Origin of the sequence: Acinetobacter johnsonii, assembly GCF_048551975.1 — a bacterium.
In the GTDB taxonomy this organism is placed as follows: Bacteria; Pseudomonadota; Gammaproteobacteria; order Pseudomonadales; family Moraxellaceae; genus Acinetobacter; species Acinetobacter johnsonii_A.
In genome coordinates this window covers 62,439-85,592 of the sequence record NZ_JBIMCF010000012.1, presented here as the reverse complement: position 1 = coordinate 85,592, position 23,154 = coordinate 62,439, and the positions used below count along the sequence as shown (strand labels likewise).

General features: G+C 40.7%; 18 protein-coding genes, 5 tRNA genes and 1 pseudogene. 16 read left to right on the top strand and 8 right to left on the bottom strand.

What is annotated here, in order from left to right; genetic code table 11:
- Positions 1-17: 17 nt before the first annotated feature.
- The 6 genes from ACG9ZB_RS10800 to ACG9ZB_RS10775 all read left to right on the top strand — a co-directional run bounded on the left by ACG9ZB_RS10800 (position 18) and on the right by ACG9ZB_RS10775 (position 1,158).
- Positions 18-93, top strand: a tRNA-Val gene (locus ACG9ZB_RS10800).
- A gap of 11 nt (positions 94-104) precedes the next feature.
- A tRNA-Asp gene (locus ACG9ZB_RS10795) sits at positions 105-181 on the top strand.
- A gap of 63 nt (positions 182-244) precedes the next feature.
- Positions 245-320: transfer RNA gene (locus ACG9ZB_RS10790), tRNA-Val, on the top strand.
- Positions 321-370: 50 nt separating this feature from the next.
- Positions 371-447: transfer RNA gene (locus ACG9ZB_RS10785), tRNA-Asp, on the top strand.
- Positions 448-535: 88 nt separating this feature from the next.
- Positions 536-611, top strand: a tRNA-Val gene (locus ACG9ZB_RS10780).
- A gap of 85 nt (positions 612-696) precedes the next feature.
- Positions 697-1,158, top strand: coding sequence for a DUF2750 domain-containing protein (locus tag ACG9ZB_RS10775; RefSeq protein WP_004694470.1), 462 nt, complete (start codon positions 697-699; stop codon positions 1,156-1,158).
- Between the two features lie 17 nt (positions 1,159-1,175).
- Here ACG9ZB_RS10775 and ACG9ZB_RS10770 read toward each other — a convergent pair whose 3' ends face one another.
- The 4 genes from ACG9ZB_RS10770 to yccS all read right to left on the bottom strand — a co-directional run bounded on the left by ACG9ZB_RS10770 (position 1,176) and on the right by yccS (position 7,631).
- The gene (locus tag ACG9ZB_RS10770; protein WP_419325747.1) at positions 1,176-1,955 is read right to left on the bottom strand and encodes a YdcF family protein; all 780 of its coding nucleotides are present in this window, start codon (positions 1,953-1,955) and stop codon (positions 1,176-1,178) included.
- Positions 1,956-2,050: 95 nt separating this feature from the next.
- On the bottom strand, positions 2,051-4,639 hold the full coding sequence (locus ACG9ZB_RS10765; protein ID WP_419325742.1) for a PepSY domain-containing protein: 2,589 nt from the start codon (positions 4,637-4,639) through the stop codon (positions 2,051-2,053).
- A 171-nt stretch (positions 4,640-4,810) separates the two neighbouring features.
- Entirely contained in the window at positions 4,811-5,371 is a 561-nt protein-coding gene (locus ACG9ZB_RS10760; protein ID WP_004981126.1) for a YcxB family protein, read from the bottom strand.
- Between the two features lie 85 nt (positions 5,372-5,456).
- Entirely contained in the window at positions 5,457-7,631 is a 2,175-nt protein-coding gene (yccS, locus tag ACG9ZB_RS10755) for a YccS family putative transporter (RefSeq protein WP_419325741.1), read from the bottom strand.
- A gap of 141 nt (positions 7,632-7,772) precedes the next feature.
- Here yccS and ACG9ZB_RS10750 point away from each other — a divergent pair, with 141 nt between their 5' ends.
- On the top strand, positions 7,773-8,972 hold the full coding sequence (locus ACG9ZB_RS10750; protein WP_419325746.1) for a multidrug effflux MFS transporter: 1,200 nt from the start codon (positions 7,773-7,775) through the stop codon (positions 8,970-8,972).
- A gap of 51 nt (positions 8,973-9,023) precedes the next feature.
- Here ACG9ZB_RS10750 and ACG9ZB_RS10745 read toward each other — a convergent pair.
- Positions 9,024-9,369: pseudogene (locus tag ACG9ZB_RS10745) on the bottom strand (nitroreductase); the annotation flags it as partial.
- Positions 9,370-9,867: 498 nt separating this feature from the next.
- Here ACG9ZB_RS10745 and ACG9ZB_RS10740 point away from each other — a divergent pair.
- The 3 genes from ACG9ZB_RS10740 to ACG9ZB_RS10730 all read left to right on the top strand — a co-directional run bounded on the left by ACG9ZB_RS10740 (position 9,868) and on the right by ACG9ZB_RS10730 (position 14,486).
- Positions 9,868-11,187 (top strand): DcaP family trimeric outer membrane transporter, encoded by a 1,320-nt coding sequence (locus tag ACG9ZB_RS10740; RefSeq protein WP_419325739.1) that lies wholly within the window; start codon positions 9,868-9,870, stop codon positions 11,185-11,187.
- A 506-nt stretch (positions 11,188-11,693) separates the two neighbouring features.
- Positions 11,694-12,935 carry a sodium/glutamate symporter gene (gene gltS / locus ACG9ZB_RS10735; protein ID WP_058869175.1) on the top strand — a complete coding sequence of 414 codons (1,242 nt, stop codon included), beginning with the start codon at positions 11,694-11,696 and terminating at the stop codon, positions 12,933-12,935.
- Between the two features lie 75 nt (positions 12,936-13,010).
- A complete protein-coding gene (locus ACG9ZB_RS10730; RefSeq protein ID WP_419325738.1) occupies positions 13,011-14,486 on the top strand; it encodes an alanine/glycine:cation symporter family protein in 1,476 nt (491 codons plus the stop codon).
- A 53-nt stretch (positions 14,487-14,539) separates the two neighbouring features.
- Here ACG9ZB_RS10730 and chrA read toward each other — a convergent pair whose 3' ends face one another.
- Entirely contained in the window at positions 14,540-15,727 is a 1,188-nt protein-coding gene (chrA, locus tag ACG9ZB_RS10725) for a chromate efflux transporter (RefSeq protein ID WP_419325736.1), read from the bottom strand.
- Between the two features lie 138 nt (positions 15,728-15,865).
- On the opposite strand from chrA, the gene ACG9ZB_RS10720 reads away from it, so the two are divergent.
- Both ACG9ZB_RS10720 and ACG9ZB_RS10715 read left to right on the top strand, forming a co-directional pair.
- Entirely contained in the window at positions 15,866-16,864 is a 999-nt protein-coding gene (locus ACG9ZB_RS10720) for a patatin-like phospholipase family protein (protein ID WP_419325734.1), read from the top strand.
- Positions 16,865-17,172: 308 nt separating this feature from the next.
- Positions 17,173-17,694, top strand: a complete 522-nt coding sequence (locus ACG9ZB_RS10715; RefSeq protein WP_058869179.1) for an acyl-CoA thioesterase — start codon at positions 17,173-17,175, stop codon at positions 17,692-17,694.
- Positions 17,695-17,938: 244 nt separating this feature from the next.
- Here the strand turns inward: ACG9ZB_RS10715 and ACG9ZB_RS10710 are convergent, their stop codons facing one another.
- Entirely contained in the window at positions 17,939-18,142 is a 204-nt protein-coding gene (locus tag ACG9ZB_RS10710; protein ID WP_004694446.1) for a hypothetical protein, read from the bottom strand.
- 475 nt (positions 18,143-18,617) lie between these two features.
- Here ACG9ZB_RS10710 and ACG9ZB_RS10705 point away from each other — a divergent pair, with 475 nt between their 5' ends.
- The 4 genes from ACG9ZB_RS10705 (at position 18,618) to ACG9ZB_RS10690 (ending at position 22,623) form a co-directional block, all read left to right on the top strand.
- Positions 18,618-19,622, top strand: a complete 1,005-nt coding sequence (locus ACG9ZB_RS10705) for a CobW family GTP-binding protein (protein WP_419325732.1) — start codon at positions 18,618-18,620, stop codon at positions 19,620-19,622.
- A gap of 68 nt (positions 19,623-19,690) precedes the next feature.
- Complete coding sequence (locus ACG9ZB_RS10700) at positions 19,691-20,221, top strand: YaeQ family protein (RefSeq protein ID WP_004694442.1); 531 nt, start codon at positions 19,691-19,693, stop codon at positions 20,219-20,221.
- 48 nt (positions 20,222-20,269) lie between these two features.
- Entirely contained in the window at positions 20,270-20,608 is a 339-nt protein-coding gene (locus ACG9ZB_RS10695) for an FKBP-type peptidyl-prolyl cis-trans isomerase (protein ID WP_419325731.1), read from the top strand.
- A 131-nt stretch (positions 20,609-20,739) separates the two neighbouring features.
- Positions 20,740-22,623, top strand: a complete 1,884-nt coding sequence (locus tag ACG9ZB_RS10690; protein ID WP_419325730.1) for a diguanylate cyclase domain-containing protein — start codon at positions 20,740-20,742, stop codon at positions 22,621-22,623.
- A 32-nt stretch (positions 22,624-22,655) separates the two neighbouring features.
- Here the strand turns inward: ACG9ZB_RS10690 and ACG9ZB_RS10685 are convergent, their stop codons facing one another.
- A complete protein-coding gene (locus tag ACG9ZB_RS10685) occupies positions 22,656-23,102 on the bottom strand; it encodes a GNAT family N-acetyltransferase (protein WP_058869183.1) in 447 nt (148 codons plus the stop codon).
- Positions 23,103-23,154 lie beyond the last annotated feature (52 nt).

Genomic DNA, 23,154 nt, shown 5'->3' with positions numbered 1-23,154 from the left:
ACTGACAATCTTAATCAGGGCGCTTAGCTCAGTTGGTAGAGCGTCTGCCTTACAAGCAGAATGTCGGCGGTTCGATCCCGTCAGCGCCCACCATATTTTACGACGCAGCGGTAGTTCAGTTGGTTAGAATACCGGCCTGTCACGCCGGGGGTCGCGGGTTCGAGCCCCGTCCGCTGCGCCATTTAAAATATAAATTTAAGTCCCTGAGCTTAAATTTGAAAACTAAGACTGACAATCTTAATCAGGGCGCTTAGCTCAGTTGGTAGAGCGTCTGCCTTACAAGCAGAATGTCGGCGGTTCGATCCCGTCAGCGCCCACCATATTCAAGCTGTAAAGCTTAATGACCCTAATTGCATTCGCAATTACCGTTGCAGCGGTAGTTCAGTTGGTTAGAATACCGGCCTGTCACGCCGGGGGTCGCGGGTTCGAGCCCCGTCCGCTGCGCCATTTTCTAGATCCCTTGTGCTAGTAAATGGAATCAAGCAAGATTTCCTTCTTGCTTAATAAAAACAGCAATGCTATTTTTATTTCTCAAGGGCGCTTAGCTCAGTTGGTAGAGCGTCTGCCTTACAAGCAGAATGTCGGCGGTTCGATCCCGTCAGCGCCCACCATATTCCCTTGTCGTAAAAGCCTTGCTTATCTCAAGCTGTTTTCATACACTTCTGTGCAATAATAATTTTAAAATATGACAGATTTATGAGAAACCCATATCAACGCAAAGCTGCGTCTAAAAATCAAAATACTGCTTACGATCCTCTTGAAATCTATCGTCTTTTTATCGAAACTATCGTGCATCAAGGTCATGTTATAGCCTTATATCAAGATGGCTGGGCTTTATGTGCTACGCCGACTGGACAACGTTCTTTTGCGATGTGGCAGAGTAAAGGTTTAGCGCAGCTTTTGGTAAAAGATAATTGGGCGGGCTACGAAATCCAGAGTATTGGTCTCAGCGATTTAGTCGAAAAAGTGATTCCATTCTTACGTTCAGAAAAAACTACGGTCTCTATGAACTTAAGCCCCGAAGGGCAAAATGTCTTGGTTGCACCAGAAAAATTGTTATTAGATATCAAAAACTATTTATATCAATTTTCGATGCAGAAGCCTGAATTATTTAAACAATTACAATTACCGTCGCCACGGACAATCCGTCTTCATTAATTCATGAGGATTTTATTTTAGTATTCATTGAGTAGCCAACCACTCCAATATGCAAAATACTCACGTAACCATGCATTATAGCGAGTGGCAAGAGGTGTCTGAGCGCTGATCATGATAGGCGTTTGATAACCCTGACGTATGGCTATAGCACGGCTACGGGGGATATGAAAATCGCTGGTCACAATAGCAATCGGTTGCTGTAGGGAAATATGCTGCTTGGCTAAAATCTTTTTACTATTGATCAGATTTAACTCGGTACTGGTGCTTTGATCTTCGGTGTAAATACGCTGTGCTGGGATATGGTGTACATCAATCAGATATTGTCGCATTGCTTCAGCTTCACTATTTTTTTGCTGAAAGGATAGGCCGCCACTGACGACCATAATGCTGTTGGGATGCAACTTGGCATAGCTTGCCGCTTGATCTAAACGGCTGGCCAATGTTGGACTCGGTTTGCCATGCTTCAGACCACTGCCAAGAACTACAATAGCGGGTGCAGCGACATGAGGGGTATTTTGTTGATTTGAAAACCCTAAAAAGACGAAGAAAATGAATAAGCTAAAAACCCAAACAAAGAAAATCGTCCAAGCCCAACGCCATATTGATTGTCTGATTGTATTGGTTTGAATATAGGCAATAAGTTTAGGATAAGCGAGTGCATAAATGATTAGACCTAGTCCAATCAATAAGGGCAAGAAGGTGCCAAAATTAAAGTGGAGTTGTAAACCAAAATATAAGCCGTCTGTGAACAGTATTGACCCGATAATAAAACTAATGACTCTTTTTGATTTTTTCATATGGGCTTGTGGGTTATCGTTTGCATGGATTCTAGCAAATTTACGCATGAAAAAACCGAGCGCTGTGGCTCGGTTTTTTCATTTAGGCTTAGTGTTTAGTAAACATCGCGACGGTAACGACCTTCTTGACGTAATTGATCTAATTTTTCTTCGCCTAAGATTTCAATTAGGGCAGCATCGACATCGCTCGCCATACCATTAATGCTTCCGCAGACATAAATTACGGCACCATTTTCAACCCATGTTTTAAGCTCTGTAGCTTGTTCACGCAGTTTATGGTGTACATAAACTTTCTCTGCTTGATCTCGTGAGAACGCTAAATCTAAGCGTTGTAGCATGCCTGTGGTTTGCCACGCTTCAATCGTACTTTGATAGAAGAAATCATGTTCACGTTGACGCTCACCAAAGATCAACCAGTTTTGAGTGTAGTCTAGGCGTGTGCGTGCATGAAGTAGACTCATTAAGCCTGCGATACCTGTGCCGTTACCAATACAAATGATAGGACGGTTGTCATTGATCAAGTGGAATGATTCATTGGTACGAATGCGTAGTGCGATAGGTTGCTGAAGCTCGGCATGTTGGGTTAACCAACCAGAACCTAAGCCCAGTTCACCTGCTGAATCTTGCTGTTGGCGCACGACCAAACGTAACACTTGTTGAGTTGGTACACTTGCAATCGAGTATTCACGTGTAGGTAAAGGGCTCAACTGTTCCAGTAAATGTTCCAAATTGGCAAAAGGCTCAATCTCTGTGTTGAGGTTCTTATCCCAAAGCGCTTGCTCAATTGAAATGGCTAAAGACTCAACGATGCTCTGTGCTGCAATGTGATGCTTTTGCACAAACGCTTGGATACGTGCTGTACTGTTACCTGGTTGAACTTCAGCAATATCACCTGCTTGCCATGTTGCATCGAAGTTGGTTTTTAGCTCGATATTATAAGCATGTGCGCCAACGCTGTTTGGATTGAGCACGTCACGTTGTGCCAAAGTCCATTGATCAAAGGTTTTGTCAATGTTCATGGCTTGAAGCTCAAGTTTGGTTGCAGAGGCAAGAGCGCTGTTCCAACGTTGAATATCATTGTTATCTGCGTTGTTGACTTCAATGGTTGCAAACAAAGCATGTGCGCCATTGGCTTTTAACCAACTATCAATGCGATGGCCAAAACTACAATAGGAATCAGGATATTCTTGAGAGCCTAAAGCCAAAACGGCATAGTGAAGGTGTGACAAATCCAAAGTTGTATTTAAAAATTTCTTTTCAAAACTACTGGCTAAGTCAGGTGCTTCACCTGTGCCATAAGTACTTGCAACAAAAAGCACTTGTTCGGCAGCTTTTAAGTCATCTTGCGTTAAGTGTTGTACAGCTTTAACACTTACAGGTTGTCTTGCTTCTTGTAAGCTGGTTGCAGTACGCCAAGCAATTTGTTCAGAAACACCCGTTTGAGTTGCATAGGCAATGAGCCATGGTTTCGCATTTGGGTCAACCAAAACATTCAACGCTCCACCACGGGCTTGCTGAGTGAGTTTCTTCTGTTTACGACGTTTGAGATACAGCATCCAACCCGTTACAAAGAACAGTGGCATCATCAGTGATGCAAACATGGCAAAGAATTGATAAATTGGGCCAAAGAAGCTACCACGGTGTACAGGAAGCATACTGCTCATGATTTTTTCATTCAGCTTCTTCTGCTCATATAACTCCATTTTTTCAATTTGTGAAGTTTGATAATTGAAGACCGCTGAATTTCGCGCCCGCTCATGCTGTGGAATTACATCTACAAATGAAAGCTCAAGTGTACCATCGGGCTTTTTCGGAATATTTAGGGTCAGGGTTGAATAGTCTCGACCAACTTGTGCATTAAATCCTGTCCACGTTTGCGTTAAAGCAATTTGTACTTGTTCTGGAGATAAGCCTTTACGCTCACCATGTTGTTCACCTTGGCCACGTTCGCCACGTGGGCCTTGAGTTGCACCAACATTTGGACGGGGTCCTTCTTGCATTTGTGCTTGTGGGCGTTCAACACCGAGGACTTTAAACATGCCATCACGCCACCAATCATAAGACCAGTACAGTCCTGTACAGGCCAATATCAGATAAAAGATCACCACCCAAGTACCAACAACAGCATGCAAATCCCAAATGAAGTTACGCCCTTTCAATTTAGGTTTAATAAAAAACCATTGTTTGATGGAATGACGTTTGGGCCAACGTAAGTACAGACCACTCAATACAAAGAAAATAAGCATGAGGGTACAAGCGCCAGTAATTTGTTTACCGACAGGACCGATAGTTAAATTACGGTGCAACTGTTGAATAAAGTTAAAAAATTCACGGCCTTTAACTTCGGGTAGGACTTCAGCAGTATACGGGTTCACCATCATGTTATAACCACGACGTGCGCCTTCTTTCTCGATATTGACCGTGCTTGAAGTGGTTGACTCTTGAGCAATCGTAATACTATTGATTTTGATGGCAGGATCTTGTTTTTGGAAATGTAGATACAGCTCAGCAGGGGTTAATTTATGGTTTTGTGTTGCTTGAACGGTATAGCTATCTGGGTTCATCCATTTTAAGATTTGTTGTTCATAAGAATAGATGGCCCCTGTGACGCCCATAAGCGACAGGATAAGACCCGCAGTGATTCCCAAAAACCAATGCACTTGGAAAAATGTTTTTTTAAACATGGCGATACTTAATGGTGAGCGATTTGTTGTGCGGAAATTATACCTGAAGATTGAGAAGATAATATGGATTTAGAAATTAATATTTATTCTCATTATCATTTGTATTCGAGAGTTTGGGATATAAAAAAACCTCCAAAAGTTGGAGGTTTTTTACAGAAGAGAAAGCAGGACTTAAAGTGGCTGCGCTTCACCAACTGTTTCTTTTAAATGTTTACGAATCGTATTAAACGAGAAGTTTTTGCTATCCATGCGTTTTGGCAGAATGTATGCACCTTCTTGGCCTTTCACTTTGAATTTAATCAACAAAAACTCAGGTGTGTTGTACCATTCGTAGATATCTTTCCAACCGATTGCACCGACACCTTCTTGCATGCCCATTTGTTGGCGCATAATCAGACCGTGAGGTTGTACACCTAAACGAATACCTTTAATTTCCTGAACTGGAAACTCATTCATTTTTCGCTTCACATACCATTCTAAACCGAATTTACGGACTAAAAGGTAAACCACGACGCAGGCGATTGCGACCCAACAAAAGATGGTTGAATAATTCTTGAGTAAAATTAGGCCAAGAATCGAAAGGGCTGTAACGACAGCCATGATGATCCAAGCTTTCATGCTAATTTTGTTTGTGCTACGCCAAATTTTTAATTGAGCATCGCGTTGTTCAGCTTCAGTGATTTCATAGGTCACAGGCTGTAAAGTATAAGCGTATAAATTTTTCGCGGTCATAGTGAAAGTAACAGATTTAAAACTGCAAAAAGTTTAGCATTATTTAGAGCATTTCAGTGAGTATATTGTTCCAAAATCACCCAAATTATAATGAAGCCAATTCTGTGGCCTCATGATCCCGTTCGTGGCTTAAACTTTGCTTCAAACGACTGAACTGATTCAAGATGCTAAACATCAAGGAAAGCTGTTGTAAAATAATCAATGCCTTCTGATCTTCCTTATTATTTTGGCTTAAACGCTGACGAATGGTCTGTAGCATATTTTGCGCAGTTAAATCAGGCATTTCATCCCGCAGTAGCGCACCTTGGATATTGTCAAAAGCGCGATCCATCAATTCTAAAATTTGTGGGTCCTCAATTTTTTCGCGATGAGCCCCCAAAGCTGCAATATAGCTAATAAAGGTATGATTGAGGCACAAGAACTCAAATGCCAAGCTTTTTTGCGTTGGGTCAAAATCGGGCTCGGTGGCTAAAGTGGAAATTAGTGAAGCAACTTCGGCATCGGTATTGTGTGCCGCACGACGGACCACGCGATAATTCAGGCCATTGTTGCGTCCAGACTTATACTGTTCAATTACCTCTCCCAAATAATCACATTGAGCGGAAAGCGAACGATAAATTGTGCGGGGTAGGCGACGAAACTTCCAGTCAGGGAAAATGAAACTCACGCCTAACCATGCCAGACCACAGCCAATTAAGGTATCCATCATGCGCGGAAGGGCAGCTTCGTATCCCATACCATCTAAGTTGAAATTAATCAGCGCCAAAATAGTGATGAAAGCGGTGGCTTGTGCATATTGTTTACTGCGCAGCTCAAAGAAAAGTACCCCGCTGATGACCAAGACGAGAAGTTGTCCTTCAATCGAAGGTACAAAGTACAATACGGCATACCCTAAAATGATTCCGACCAACGTTCCTACGATACGTAAACGTAAACGACGTTTGGTTGCGTTGAAATTGGGCTGACTGACAAATAGTGCTGTAAGTAGAATCCAGTACCCATATTCAATGTTAGTGACTTGAACAAAGATATATCCAACCAATAGCACGATAGACAGACGAATCGCGTGTCGAAATAACACCGACTCTGGGGTGAGATGTTGTTTAATCCGAACCTTAATATCATCCCAGCCTTTCAGATCATCATCTTTGAGCTGACTTTCGATATGCTTAGTTTTATCGAGTTTAATATTGCGTTCAGTTTCTAAGTTGCGTAGCTGTGCATCAATAGACTTTAAGTTTTGATACAGTGAAAACAGAGCATTGACCCAAATTTGGTCGTATTGTTGTTCGTCTCTGAGCTTTTCTAATGATAAACGGAGGTTTTCAAATGCATGTTTAAAGCGTTTATTATGGGTATAGGTTTGACGGTTTAAAATGCTGCTGCTTAAGTCCTTACAGGCTTTGGCTTGTATAGATAAGATTCGTTGAAAGCGGAATAAGATATCGCTGTGTTGAAAAATTTTCGCCAGTTTTTGATAGTCAATATGTGCTGAATCTGCACGCTCGTGAATATCTTGCGCCACAAAATAATATTGCAGGCTTCGACGTGTATCTCGTTGTCCACGGTCACCTTTTAAACGGGTGAGTAGGGCGGTTTTCATGTCGTTGAAAATTGCAATTAATTTACCATTTTCCAACGACAGTTCAATCATACTCTGTTGATAGCTATTAGCTGTCATATCGACATCAAACAGGTTGGATTTGGCAAACAGAAAATCGGCGAGTGAGGAATAGCACTTCGATAGATTGTCCTGCACCTGACGCACAGGAAAGAGCAGAAAACTGATGGTTGAAATAACACTATACCAAATTGCTCCAATCACCAGTAGAGATGGTTGTGTATACCAGTTGTCAAAAAGCCCGACCCCAAGCATGGAGTAAACGGAAACCACTAAACAACCATAGGAAATGATGGCATAACGACGTCCCAGTGAGCCCAGTAAAATCAGACCAATACACGAAACGATTAGACCCAGTGCGAATAAAATTGGGTGCGGAAATAAAAAGTAAATCGACGTTGCGGTAATGAAAAAGCCAATATAGGTAAAAATTAAATTCATGATTCGCACGGAAAAGCGGTCATCAATATCACTTAAACCCGCAGCAACAGCGCCGAGTGTCAGCGGAATAGTTGCCAGTTGAAAACCCATAAAATATGGAACAAAAGCAGTTCCTGCAAAGGTAATGACCATGCGGAGGTTATACATGAAGGTTGTATTATAAGTAGCCTGTTTTAGACTGGTCAGCCATGCTTTCAAAGGGCACCTTTGTTTGTCGCTTAGGGTTGGACAATTTTCAAATATGAGAATATGTGAAATTTCACCTGCTCTGGTATAAATCATACTATGGAGCGTGTAAACTTGTCTGCAAACTCTCCTTCCAAAACACAAATTAATCCTATGTCGACTACACAGGAAAAAGCGGTCTATTCCAACGCTTGGATTCTCTTACTTGCTTCACTGACTGCACTCGGTCCACTGTCTATTGATATGTATTTACCCGCTTTGCCACAAATGGCGAATGACTTTGGGGTAAGCACACAAATGGTGGCCAACAGCTTACCTGCGTACTTTTTGGGCTTGGCGATTGGACAACTGATTTATGGACCTGTAAGTGACCGAATTGGGCGGAAAAAACCGCTGTATTTTGGCCTAAGTCTCTACATTATTGCCAGTTTACTGTGTGTGTTTGCAAACAGTGAGTGGAGCCTCATTGCCGCCCGGGTTTTGCAAGCCTTAGGCGGTTGTGTGGGTGTGGTGATTGCTCGAGCTGCGATTCGTGATCGTTTAGATATGCAAGCCTCAGCCCAAGCATTTGCCAGTATGATGATCGTGACCACCATCGCGCCAATTATTGCGCCGAGTTTAGGCGCGCTGGTACTTAGTTTCAGTAGTTGGCATAGCATTTTCGCCTTTTTGATGGTCGTTGGTTTGGGAAGCCTGTGCTGCGTACACTTTTTCTTTGAAGAAACTTTAGATTCGAAGCGTCGTTTAAAGCTTAACTTTAATCAAGTTTTAAACCTCTACGGGGCGATTCTGCAAGATTCGAGCTTTAGACGTCCGATGTTTGTTGGATGTTTTGCTGGGGCTGTACTCTTTTGCTATATCAGTGCTTCTGCTGCCATTCTGATGGATGGTTACGGCTTAAGTCAGCAAGTTTTTGCCTATGCCTTTGGTGCTAATGCAGTTGGGATTATGCTGTTCTCGACCTTCAATAAACGTCTGGCACAAAAGTTAAGTGTTTTTCAGCGTTTAAAATTAGGCAGTTTTTTGCAGTTGGCTGGTGTGGGGATGTTGTTGGTAGCTGGTAGCATGACGCATGCGCCCTTATATATCGTATGTGCAGGGATGTTTCTCGCTGTCGCAGCAATCGGGTTTACAGGGCCAAATGCCATGGCGATTGCAATGTCTGAGCAGGGTGCACGGGCAGGAACGGCCAGTGCGATTATGGGCAGTATGCAATTTGGTTGTGGTCTACTTTGTGGTGTGATTCTTAATTTTCTACTCTGGTCGGCACTCTTGAATATGGCCATTGTCATGGCTATTTTTGTAGCTTTGGCTTTGTATTATGTGTTTAAGCTTGAGCACGAAAAAGCCTAAAAATTGAAGTCGTGACTATATAAAAAAGAGACTCATTTTAGGTGTTTAGTCTCGTGCTTTGGCTGCAATAATCGCATTTTGCATTATCATGGCAATATCGATTTTCTCGTTGATGACCATAACTTGATTGACTATGAAGAATAGTCCGACAGGTGCATCAAAAAATTGGTCATTACGTGGTTGCTGCTCTGCGATTTTCGCTTTTCACCTTTTTGAATATTAAGCAAGCCATATAAGCCCCAACCATTTTCACGGTGGCGCTCAATAAAAGGCGAAATTCATTTTTCTGGATAATATGCAAAAGCTTCTTGGTATAGTGCGGATTTTTTGGATGTTGAAATCATTCAAATTGAACATAACAGACCTACTCAAGCATTTCGTCACGCTTTTTTCCTATGAGCACATCTTTTTGCCCTAACCGTGTATTCATGTTTGGGGATATTTTATTCATCATGCTCAATAATAGTCTGAATAGCTAGGATTTTTTGGTGCAAAGGTGTGATTTTTACCCATCATTCGGCATAGGTGGCTATCTATTAGGCTAAGACTTTAGTTATAAGAAAAAAGTATAGATATCAAATAAAACTCAGTCTATATTTAAGAAAATATGAAGAATTGTTACTTAATTATTGCAAAAGTCTGTCTAAATTGTAATTTGATGCTTCAAAGCCAATCGTAAATAACATCAATTATCGTTAAAAATTACGTGCATTAGACTTTAGTGGCAAGAGTAATAAAAGGTCATATCTTAAAACATCGAAATGTGCGATTTTTCATCTTTATAAGATTATTTTGCATATGAAAAGACCAAAACGGAATGGTCTTTTGTGCAAAAAATTTTACTGAAATGGAATTTTTGATTCACCATTAACAATGTAATATAGGAAGTTTGTGTATGCGTTTAGCCCTCAATAAAAAGCCATTTATCGCTCAAAGCCTAGCACTTAGTGTGGCTGCTCTGATGATGACAACAACTCATGCTGCAACTAAAGAACAACAAGAACTCGCTCAGTTACGTGCCGAAGTTGCTGAGTTAAAAGCTTTAATGCAACAGCAACAACAAGTTCAACAACAACAAGCCGTTCAGATTCAACAAGTCAAAGCACAGCCAGCTCCTGTAAAAGCTGAATCTCCACTGTCTTCGTTTAAATCTAAGTCTGGCGCAGACATTAACCTATATGGTTTTGTTCGTGGCGATGCAAACTACATTATTGAAGGTGCGGATGACGACTTCAACAAAGTTTCAAGCTCAAATGGCCAAACTAAAGACAAACTTCGTGCAACAGCGAAAACTACACGCTTAGGTTTAGATTTCAATACCAATGTTGGTGGCGATAACAAACTTGGCGGTAAAGTAGAAGTTGACTTCGCTGGAACAAATGAAGCACTGCGTATTCGTCATGCATATTTGACTTATAACAACTGGTTGTTTGGTCAAACTACATCTAACTTCTTGTCTAGCCATGCACCAGAAATGATTGACTTCGGCACTAACGTGGGGGGGGGGACAGCACGTATTCCACAAGTACGTTATGGCTTTAACTTGGCGCCTGCAACGAAATTATTTATTGCTGCGGAAGAAGGGAATAGTTCAGCAAACCAGCTTAAAGTTACCACGACTGATGGTGTAACTAAGAGTGAGACTGTTAGTTCAGATGTGAAATATAGCTTACCAGTATTAACTGCGAAATTAACGCAAGGTTTTGCAGATGGCAAAGCGAATGCATCTGTTCGTGGTTTAGTAGAGCACTATAAGTCTGAATCATCTGGTGATGATAAAACAGGTTGGGGCTTAGCTGCTGGTGTAAACTATCAAGTGATTGATCCGTTAAAATTAAGTGCTGATGTGTCCTATGTACAGGGCAATAGCAACTATTTATACGGAAGCAACACAGCATTTTATGTAGATCCAGTAAATGGCAATATCGAGCAAAATGAAGCATTCGGCGTACAAGTCGGTGGTACGTATAAATTCAATGAAAAATTACGTTCGACTTTAGCGTATGGTGCTCTATTTGCAGATGGCAGCACAGATTATGCAACTTTAAACCCAACAGTAAACGAAGAAGTTTACCAAGCATGGATTAACTTCATCTATTCACCAGTTAAGCCATTGGACTTAGGTGTTGAATATATCAATGGTAAACGTGATACCTTTGCTGGTTATAGCTACAAAGACAACCGTGTTGGCTTAATGGCGAAATACAGCTTCTAATCATGTGATGAAATAGTTGTACTTTAAAAAACAGGAGCTTTAGGCTCCTGTTTTGTTTGAGTCGAGAAATTTATACAGACTAAATACATTTTGAATATAGACTTAAGTATTGGGTCAGAAAAGAATAAGTGAAATAGTTGGAAATTATTGTAAAAAAATAAAGATTATCTATAAAAAATCTGCATAATGTCCGTCTTTCGCCCATATTGTGCATTTATTGCTTGTTTTTAAAGCAATATGGGGCGGTTTTGTGATTTTTTTCAAAAAACCGTATCTGTGTCCAAACATTATTGGGCATTACGTTATTTCAGTTTACTCATCGTGTAGAACTGAACATGTTATGCATCAGATCGCTTAGTTTGTTACCAATTTACCCGTTGCCTGAACTTCCATACGCAAGACTGAGTTTGTCTCAGATTTACGAAATATCTCTTGAAGTATCAATGGATTCGGTGGCTTATTAGCCAGATAACAAAATCTAAGCATCCGCTTTATGGACAATTGTCATGGAATTTACTTTTAACGCTTTTTATACCTTGATTGCAGCCGTCATCGTTTTATTACTTGGCCGCTTCTTGGTAAATAAAATTGGTTTCTTGAAACGCTACAACATTCCTGAGCCTGTCGCTGGTGGTCTAGTTGCAGCGATTATCTCCTTGGTTGTGCATAGTCTTTGGGGCTATAGCATCACGACCAGTAGCGAATTGCAAACAAGTTTTATGCTGATTTTCTTCGCCTCAATTGGTTTAAGTGCAAACTTTGCCAAATTGCGCGAAGGGGGAATTGGTCTGGTTATTTTCTTGATGGCTGTCGCTTCATTTATTGTGGTGCAAAACTTTGTCGGCATTAGCCTTGCAACTCTATTGGGTATTGACCCACTTATTGGTTTGATTGCAGGTTCAATTACCTTAACTGGTGGTCATGGTACTGCGGGTGCTTGGGGTGAAATTTTAGAAGTTAAACATGGTATCCAAGGTGCATTAGCTTTGGGTATGGCGAGTGCGACATTTGGTTTGATTATTGGTGGTTTGATTGGTGGTCCTTTAGCGAAGTTGCTTATTAACCGCTATCAATTGGCAACGCCTCGTACCAATGAACAAATTGAAAAGAGTGATAACACGCCACTGACTGATATTAATTCAACAGAATATGTACCGTTTGAATATCCACATCGTGTGCGTTTAATCACTGCGGATAATGCGATTACGACATTAGGTTTGTTTGCAGGCTGTTTGGCTTTTGCTGACTTTATGACCGGCCATATGAAAGGCACAATGCTTGAGTTACCGACTTTTGTTTGGGCGCTTGCAGGTGGTGTCATTTTACGTAATGTGTTGGAAGGTATTTTCAAAGTTCAAATCTTTGACCGTGCGATTGATGTATTTGGCAATGCATCACTGTCGTTGTACCTTGCGATGGCTTTGCTTTCATTGAAATTATGGCAATTGGCTGACCTTGCTGGTCCGCTTGTGGTAATTTTAGGTGCGCAAACAATTACGATGGGCTTGTATGCTGCATTTGTGACATTCCGTGTGATGGGTAAAAACTACGATGCTGCTGTGTTATCTGCGGGTCACTGTGGATTTGGTATGGGTGCAACCCCGACTGCGGTTGCAAACATGCAGGCGATTACCAACATGTATGGTCCTTCACACAAGGCATTCTTAATTGTGCCTTTATGTGGCGCCTTCTTTGTAGACTTGATTAACGTGGCTGTCATTCAGTCTATTTTGCAATATTTTAACTAATTGGAAATGCAATTTGCCCTAGGAAACTAGGGCTTTTTTAGCTTTCAGGTCTTTCACAATAATTAGGATATCGAGATGAATGATCAATTAAATGAAACATTACTCGGGTGGGTGAATACACTGAATGGACCTCTGTGGGACTTTTTGGTGATTTTCCTTGTTGCGGTGGGTGTGTTTTACACCCTAATTACGGGTGCAGTACAGGTTCGCTTATTTTTGCACAGCATCAAGGTCATGAAATCAAGCCGTAAGGAATGTGATGATGATCATGGCATTACACCTTTTCAGGCTTTTGTCACTGGGCTTGCAAGTCGTGTAGGTGTAGGTAATGTCGCGGGTGTTGCGATCGCAATTGCGATTGGTGGACCGGGAGCAGTATTTTGGATGTGGGTCACTGCATTTTTAGGCATGAGTTCGGCTTTTGTTGAGTCATCTCTCGCGCAGTTATTTAAGGTGCGTGACCAAGAAAATAAACAGTTTCGTGGTGGACCTGCATACTATATTACCCAAGGCCTAAAACAAAAATGGTTGGGTATAGTCTTTGCTGTTGCACTTATTTCAACCTATGGTTTTGTGTTTAACGCAGTACAAGCCAATGCAATTACAGGTGCAACAGCACATGCATGGGGATGGGATAAAGCCAATCTAGCATTTGAACTCGGTGGCATTCATATTGTGGTGTCTTGGGTTGGACTAGGTCTAGTCTTGCTGACCGCAATGATTATCTTTGGTGGGATCAAACGTATTGCCAAAGTGGCAGAAAGTTTTGTGCCATTGATGGCCTTGTTGTATTTGGCTGTTGCTTTATATATCGCCGTAATTAATTACGCTATTTTACCTGATATCTTCCAGCTCATTTTCTCTAAAGCTTTTGAGTTTGAAGCTGCTGCGGGTGGTTTCTTCGGTGCGATGGTTTCTATGGCAATGATGATGGGGATTAAACGTGGTTTATTCTCTAATGAAGCAGGTATGGGTTCAGCACCGAATGCGGCAGCTGCATCGGATGTAAAGCACCCTGTAAACCAAGGTTTGGTACAAATGCTCGGTGTATTTGTGGATACCTTCGTGGTGTGTTCATGTACAGCGATTATTATTTTGGCCTCAGGACTTTATCATGATGCGGGCTTTGAAGGCGTAGCGCTCACCCAAATGGCTTTAGAGAGCCAAATTGGTTCTTGGGGCGATGACTTCCTTGCAACGATTTTGTTCATGTTTGCCTTTTCATCGGTCATTGGTAACTATGCTTATGCAGAAGGGAATGTGCAATTTATTAATAACAATGCCAAGGTGATGTTTGTCTTCCGTATCTTTGTTTTGATTATGGTGTATCTCGGTTCAGTGATGAGTGTGCCTCTCATTTGGAACACTGCCGATTTGTTCATGGGCATTATGGCCACCATTAATTTATTTGCTATTTTGCTGTTAACACCATTCTTGTTGATGCTGTTAAAAGATTATTTGGCACAGCTGAAACAAGGTGTGAAAGAGCCAGTGTTTAAATTGGATAACCATCCTAAATTTAAAGACAAAGTGAAATCAGATATTTGGTAATTATTTAGTACATAAAAAAGCCTCTACATTGATAGGGGCTTTTTTATGGCTATTTAGCCGCTAACGTAAAAGAACAGCTGATAGAGTGCAAAACTTAAAATCAGGCTTAGCCAAATCGGGAGTTTGGTTCGAAGCAGTAAAATAACAGCGATTACAAAAACTAAGTCAGTCCAATGCTTGAAATAACTTTGTCCCATTTGTATCACTAAACACAGCAATAAACTTACCACTGCCGCATTGATCCCAATCACGGCTTTGCGTATTGCAGCTTGCTGCATAAGCCAAGACCAATAGGGTAAGGTTGCAAAGATTAAAAAGAATGAGGGCAGAAAGATTGCTAAAGTGGCTAGAGCCACATTCAGCCAAACAAAGGGCGTTAAAGGCAGTAAAGCACCTAAGTAACTGGCGAAACTAAATAAGGGGCCGGGCATGATTTGAGCCAGCGCATAACCCAAGTCAAATTGTTCGGCAGATAAAATATGGCTGACGACGAAGTCCTGATGTAAAAGTGGCAAGATAATATGCCCGCCGCCAAAAACCAAAGATGCAGCTTGATAAAAACTAAATAGGCTCTGTGAGAAGAGTGAAGAAGATGAATGCCACACCATAAAAACTACAAAAGGCAAAACAAAGGCAATCAGCCAAAGATAAGCCTGCTTTGCATGGACTTTTGCTTTTAAGCCGCTGTCTTGGAGCTTTGATGTCGAATCTGCTGCGAAATAAATACCGACGAGAGCAGCAACTAAGATGATGATAACTTGGCTGAACGACCATGGTACAAAGTAAAGAAACAAGGTGCTAAGTAACATCAGCACATATTGCCAAATAGTTTTGCAGAAACTTGTCAACATTTGCCAAAAGGCCCAGACCACTACAGCAAAAACGATCAACTGAATGCTATGTAGTGCCATCGCACTGAGTTGATTGAAGTACTGCTGACCTACTACTGCGAAACATGCCATGAGGAGCATAGACGGCAAAGTAAAGCCGAGCCAAGCCGCACACGCACCGCGGTAGCCTTGCAGTTGATATCCAATGGCAATACCCACTTGGCTGCTGGTTGGCCCTGGAAGTAATTGAGCGAGAGCAACCAATTGGGCATATTCAGCATCACTCGACCATCGAAGTTGCTCTACAAAATGACGGTGAAAAAACACCAAATGAGCAGCAGGCCCACCAAAAGACAAGCAGCCCAATTTTAAAAAGTGCAGAAAAATTTGAGTGATATGCTGAGTGCACATGTTGAATTATGCTGACAAATTGAATCAGATTATAATGCTGGAATATGACGCTTTTACGAAAAACAACAGTACTTGGACCGCTGATTTTCATACACTATGCTGTTGGAAAATTTCGCTCTATCTCAACTTCGGTGAATCATGTTAAACATTAAACTTAGCCTTATGTTGTTTACATTGCTCGCTTTAGCTGGTTGTCAAAGCATGCCCAAAGTTGCTCAAGAAACGCCAAATCAGGCGTTTTTAGCCGAAACTGAGTCAGGGGAAGCCCAAGAGCGACTCAACCAGATCAATTTTAAACAGCTTAAAAAAGAACAGAATCGTCCAATTATTGCCTTGGTGTTGGGGAGTGGTGGTGCACGTGGTTATGCGCATATTGGTGCGATTCAAGTTTTAGAGCAGTCGGGGATTCGTCCCGACTTTATCGTGGGAACCAGTGCCGGCAGTATCGTCGGATCGCTGTATGCAAGCGGTAAAAATGCCAATCAAATTCGTGATATTGCGCTGAATATGAAAGCCAGTGATGTGCGCGATATTCGTTTGGACATGAAAGGTTTCTTTGATGGTCAAAAAGTTGAAGACTATGTCAATGAACAAGTGAGCGATATGCCACTTCAAAGCTTACCTATCCCGATGTATGTAGTGGCGACGCAATTAAAAGAAGGTAAAAAAGTTGTCTTTAACTATGGCAATACTGGGCAAGCGGTTCGGGCATCGGTATCAATCCCGAGTATGTTCATTCCAACCAAGATTGGTACTGATGAATATGTAGATGGTGGTTTAGTCAGCCCGGTACCTGTTGATGTCGCACGTAAGTTAGGGGCAGATATTATTATCGCGGTCGATATTCTGGCGCAGCCGATGTATACAGAAACCTCAAATGTCTGGGGACTGTTCAACCAAAATATCAATATCATGCAAAAGAACCTTGCACAAATTGAGCTGAAAAATGCTGATATTGTGATTCAGCCAGACTTGCGCGAGAAAGTACATATTTTTGATGTGAGTGGACGTGAGTCGACCATGCAAGCTGGGGTCGATGCAACCGTTGCGCAGTTAGGGCAGATTCAAAAAGTTTTTGCGCAGAAAAATTATAAGCAAAAATTGAATATTCAAAGTATCCAAGCACGAACGTATTGATCATGCGTAATTTCAAAATAAAAGTCTGAATGGGACTGGACTAGCATATATTTCTATGACTCAAAATACAGTCAATCAGGCTCAAAGCCATTTATATGCTGTGAAAATATCGCATCGACAATGTTTTAAATAAATAAAAATTTAAAGAAAGCCTATAGATTCAAAAGCTTAGTATTCTTTATATATATTTTTTTGAATGATACTTAAATCACTATAAATAATAATGATGGTTTTGTTACCAAATTTAGCGTTCAAAACCGATATAATAAATGTCACATATCCTATTATCTTACCAATTAGAGAACGCGATGTCCCCATTAGATCAAATTGCTGCGGCTGCAGATGACCAGTCTGAACTCACTATGTCGGTCTTAATGACACCTGATATGGCGAATTTTTCAGGAAATGTGCATGGTGGCACCATTTTGAAACTGTTAGACCAAGTGGCATATGCGTGTGCAAGTCGTTTTTCAGGAAGTTATGTGGTGACCTTGTCAGTTGATAAAGTTAATTTTAAAGAGCCTATTCATGTGGGCGAGTTAGTGACTTTCTTGGCAAGTGTGAACCATGTCGGTCGTACTTCGATGGAAATTGGTATTCGTGTTGAAGCACAAAATATTCAAAAGCGTACCGTGCGCCATACCAATAGCTGTTACTTCACTATGGTTGCGGTAGATGAAAATGGTAAGCCAAAACAAATTCCTGCATTGAATTTGGACAATGACTGGAAGCGTTGCCGTTTTGAAGCAGCAGAACAACGTAAGGTCGCGCGCTTACAAGAGAACCATCATCCTTCATGCAGTATTTATAAAAAAACCTCACATAGTTAAGTTTAAAAAAAGATCTCCTACATAGGGGATCTTTTTTTATGTCTGACGTCGATGTTTTGAATAGAAGCTCATATGGGCAAACTACGCAAATTTGGCGTTGTGCACCTGTTGATCCCGAACTGCTATAGTCCATGTGCATAAATAAAAAGAAACCAAGATAGGATATATCTTGGTTTCAAGTGACGCTAAAAAGTTGTTGCGATCCAGCAGGAGAGTAAAGCCACTGGATCTCTCAACATTTGAATTATTTAGCGGCTTTTTCTTGATTCGGTTGCTCTGCTGATGCTTCCGAAGCTGGTGCATTTGCACTTAAGTCTGTAGTTTCAGCTGTTTCTTGGGTTGATACCACAACTTTGTCTTCTTGAGCTGGCGCTTGTTGAGGTGCAGCAAAAGTTGCAAAGCTCGCAGCTGTTAAAGATGTTGCAATAATTAAGTGAGAAAGTTTCATGGTTTTGGCATCCTTATATTTTTTAGATAAAAATAGTTCAGACTGATCATCACATCAATTTGAACTGAGCTTCATGCTATCGCCTGAATATCTGCGATTCAATCGAAGCAACAATGTGAAAAGTACACATTACTTAAAACTACAGATGATGAAAAAATAGTAAGCTTTAAGTAACGAGTAGAAGTTTTTTGTGAATAGATTGAGATGAAATGAAGAATTAATGATCAATATCGATGTTTGAAAATTCACATAAACTCTACAAAGCATGCGAATTAAGTGCGAAACCCTAATTTTGGTCCTGAGTAAAATGTAAGGAAGTTTGTCCAATACGGGTATCGATGAATGAAATATCAGCCAATTGAATGCTGAGTGTTCGACGCCATGGATTTGAAATGAGAAAATTGGTGATTTAAATTAAGATGATGGCTTATTTTATTGTGCTGATTTTATCATATTCCATGCTAGGTATAAAATTTTGAAACTGATGTCGATGCCGCAGGCGGTTCCTACGCATATTATTTCGGGTTTTCTTGGTGCAGGTAAAACCACTTTGCTCAAGTATTTGTTAGGTCAGAAACCTGAACATGAAGTTTGGGCGGTACTGATGAATGAGTTTGGGCAAATTGGCGTAGATCAACAGCTCATGCCACAAACGGAAGGCTATGCGGTGAAAGAATTACTCGGTGGTTGTTTATGTTGTAGCAGCCAACTACCGATGCAAATTGCACTGTCTCGTTTGCTCTCAGAACAAAAGCCTAATCGGTTGTTTATTGAACCCACAGGCTTGGGGCATCCCGCACAGTTACTAGAGCAACTGACCGAGCCACATTGGCACTCGACCCTACAGATGCGTGCACCGATCACGGTGCTGGATGGTTCGCGTTTACATGATCATGCTTGGACAGCACAAAATCTGTATCAAGATCAATTAAAAGCGGCGCAGATTGTGGTGGTTTCGCATCAAGCTCATATGCAAAAAGCAGATCAAGATGCTCTTGAAAAACTGCAAACCGAATATCAGCCTTACGCTCAGCAGTGGCTGATGGCAGAGCAGGGCAAGATTGAGCTTGCGCAAATCGATTTTGAGTACATCGGAACAAAAAGATTCAAGCAGCCTTTACTGAACATTCAGCAACAGTTGAAAGCGACTCAACAAGATTTTCCTAAGATTAAACAGTTGCCTTATCACTATGTAGAAACGGCACAAGGTTATAGTGTTGCAGGTTGGAAAATGCCGAAGCGTTGGGTTTTCAACTTTTACGATTTACTCGATTTACTTTGTGAACAGCAAGATTGGCGACGGATTAAAGGAATTTTCCATACCAATCAGGGGTGGAAGGCATTTAATTTCAATCCTGAACAATTTAACTATCAAGATGTCGAGGAAGGGATTGATAATCGAGTTGAATTGATTGTTCAAAATGAAAGAGATTGGATGGATTTTGAAAGCGCACTTTTTGCATGTCACATAGAGCAATGACTTAAATTGTTTTAAGCAAAAAAAGCCGAAATCTTATATGCTAGTCGGCAAATTTGAGGATGGTATGTATGGCGCTTAAAGCTACAATTTATAAGGCAGATTTGAATATTGCCAATATGGATGTCCACCAATATGGGGACTATCAACTGACTTTGGCATTGCATCCTTCAGAAACCATTGAGCGTTTGATGGTGCGTTTGTTGGCATTTGCACGTTTTGCGGATGAAGCTTTAGAGTTTACCAAAGATTTATTTGAAACCAATGAGCCTGCGCTATGGGAAAAAGACCTCACGGGTCAGCTGGTGAAATGGATTGAAGTGGGCAGCCCAGACGAAGATAAAGTGAAAAAAGCCAGTGCACGTTGTAAGCAAGTGGCGATTGTCACTTATGGCACAGCGGTCGATGAATGGTATAAGCGCAACAGTAAGTTGAAGACATTGAACAATGTTGAAATTTGGCAGTTGTCGACTGCAAGTACTGAAGCAGTTCAAGCCCTGTGTGAGCGTACTATGCAACTTCAGTTGAATGTGATGGATGGTGAGTGGACTTTAATTGGGGACCATGCTCAAGCCATTATTGAGTGGACGAAATTGCAATAAGTATGCAGTTTAACTAGATTTATTGATTGAATAGGTTGGAGCGAGAATATGAGCGCAGAATTAGAAATTATTGATTTGGTTATCGGTGAAGGTAAAGAAGCAGTTAAAGGTGCTTTAATCACCACACATTATACGGGCTGGTTAGAAGATGGAACGAAGTTTGACTCATCTTTAGACCGTGGAAACTACTTTGAAACCGTGATTGGGACAGGCCGTGTCATTAAAGGCTGGGACCAAGGGATTATGGGCATGAAAGTGGGGGGAAAACGTAAACTCATCGTGCCATCACACTTGGCTTATGGTGAGCGTAAAATGGGCAATATTATTCCTGCCAATTCAAATTTGATTTTTGAAATTGAATTGTATGATGTAAAAACACGTGATTAATCAGAAATAGTGATAAATAAAAGAGTCAATTACAAGGATGTATTTGATTAATTTGTAAAAACACTTGGTTTTTAAGAAAAACATTTGTAGATTAATTCTTAGGCAGAGCGTATTTAAGGGAAGAGTCGCTTTTGTATAGCTCATTGAGCAAACAGTCTTTGTTTGGGCTTATTTTAGGCTGTTTGCTGGTTTTAAGTTTGATACCTTCGACGTGGGCACAATATGAAGCTGAGCCCACGCAGTATTATTTGCATCAAAAAAATGTCAATCACATTCAATTCACCGAACAAACCACCAGTTATTTAAAAGGTACATGGTCTTATTATGACCAAGAGCTGATTTCTCAGCCTAATCATCAACTTCCTTCTAAAACTACAGAATTGCCAATTTCATTTCAAAAACTTACAGGCAGTAATACTGGGTATGGGACTTTTATCGCTCATTTCAAAATTCCGGATGAATTTATTGGCCGAAGATTAGCTATTCATATCCCCAATCAAAATTGTGCTTATCGGATTTATCTCAATGGCGATTTTTTAGTTCGTTTAGGGAATGTCGCGGATAATGCGGGAGCACAGCAAACAGAAAATGCACCGCGGATTGCTTATTTTGTCCCTGACGGCTCCTATTTTACTTTAAGTATACAAGCCTCAAACTTTAACAATTTACGCGGCGGCCTTGAAAGCCCCATGCATATTGGCATTGCTAAAACGATTAATCGAAATTATCAGCAATTGATGATGAGTATCGCCATGATCTGTGGCGTGGTGTTTGGTGTAGGAATGTTCACCACGATGTTCTCGATGTTCTCGATGTTCCATGGTTCAGATAAACGGAATAGTAAAATTTTTTTTGTTTTTGGTATTTTTATTTTATTTCTTGCCTTACATAATCTTTTTACTGCGCCATATGCTTATACGACCTTCCTAGATATCAACTGGTTGTGGGGCATACGCTTAGAATATTTATTTATCTATTTAGCGGTCATGTTTTTTTTGAGCTATATGTATTTGCTCAATCAGTACTATTTACAGCGTTGGATTTATACCGTTTCCATGTTGGTTTTGACCTTGAATATCGTCATTACCTTGTTATCGGAGCAAGTTGTTTTTGAGCAGCTTGCTTTTTATAGCGCATTTTTCAGTATTGTTATTTTGCTTAATTTTGCTTATGGTTTTTACCTTACTTTAAAGACCAAACAAAAATATTCGAAAATCAATTTATACGCCGTGGTATTGCTGTGTATATCGGTCATTCATGACTTTTTACTAACGCTACATGTGATTGATTCTATTCATCTCTCTTTTATCTCTACCAGTCTGTATGCACTTTTGGTGATGTTCCAACAATCACGGAACTATGCTTATCAGACTTACCATACCGAACGTTTAAATAATAATTTAATTGAATTGAATGATTCTTTAGAGCAAAAAGTGCAACAGCGCACCTCTCAATTACATGACTTAAATGAAAAACTCGAATATCAAATTCAAATTGATGCCCTAACAGGTGCCTATAATCGGCGTGCATTGAATCAGGAAATTCAGCAGCGCTTTATTGAAACACAACAAAATAGTCATGCAACTTTGGTTTTTGCCATGATGGATGTCGATTATTTCAAAAATTATAATGATTTCTATGGGCACCTAAAGGGCGATGAAGTTCTGCAAAATCTGGTCAAAGTGATTGGTGCAGTACTGCCACATAATGCCTACTTAGCACGCTATGGTGGGGAGGAGTTTGCCATTGTTTTATATAATGTCCCAATTGCGATTATTAGTCAGATTATGCAAACCGTTTTAGATGCAGTGCGTAGTGCGCGCTTTGAGCATCATAACCGCCTAGATGGCAAAGATTATGTGACTTTGAGTATGGGGGTGTCGTGGATGGATCATGAAACGATTTATGCCAATATTCATGACCTTATGAAAGCGGCCGATTTAAAACTGTATCAAGCCAAAGAAGCGGGCCGTGATCAGATGAAAATGCCCAATGAATCCTATGAAAATGAGTGAATTTAGTTGAGTCATACTTCTGTTAATAAACCTTAGGATAAGAGTTTAACCATGGTCACCATTTTGGGATTTGGAATGTCTTGGACATGGATTTGAAAGCCATGTTTTTGATAAAAAGAGCATGCTGTTTGGGTGCTTTCTAAACTAATTTGGTGAATTTTTTTACGTTTAAGATGTTCAATAACGGTCTCTAATAAGGCTTTCCCAATACCGCGCTGTTGTTCAGCGGATGAAATATAATTGAGTAAAATACGACCTTGATCACTGACCATAATAAAACCTACTACGTGCTGATTGAGTACATAAACCCAGCTGTCGTTATAGTGCATCCACATAATCAGGTTGGATTGGGTTTTATTTTCTAGCCAAATTTGAATCGTACTTTCATGGCGATGGTGGTCTTTGATACATGATCGAATACTGTCGTGCACGACATCTAAAATTTCAGAAATATCCTGAATTTGGGCTGCCCGTATCATCTTTTCTTCTTAGAGCTATAGAAACAGCTATTTCATGCTAGCGACTATATTT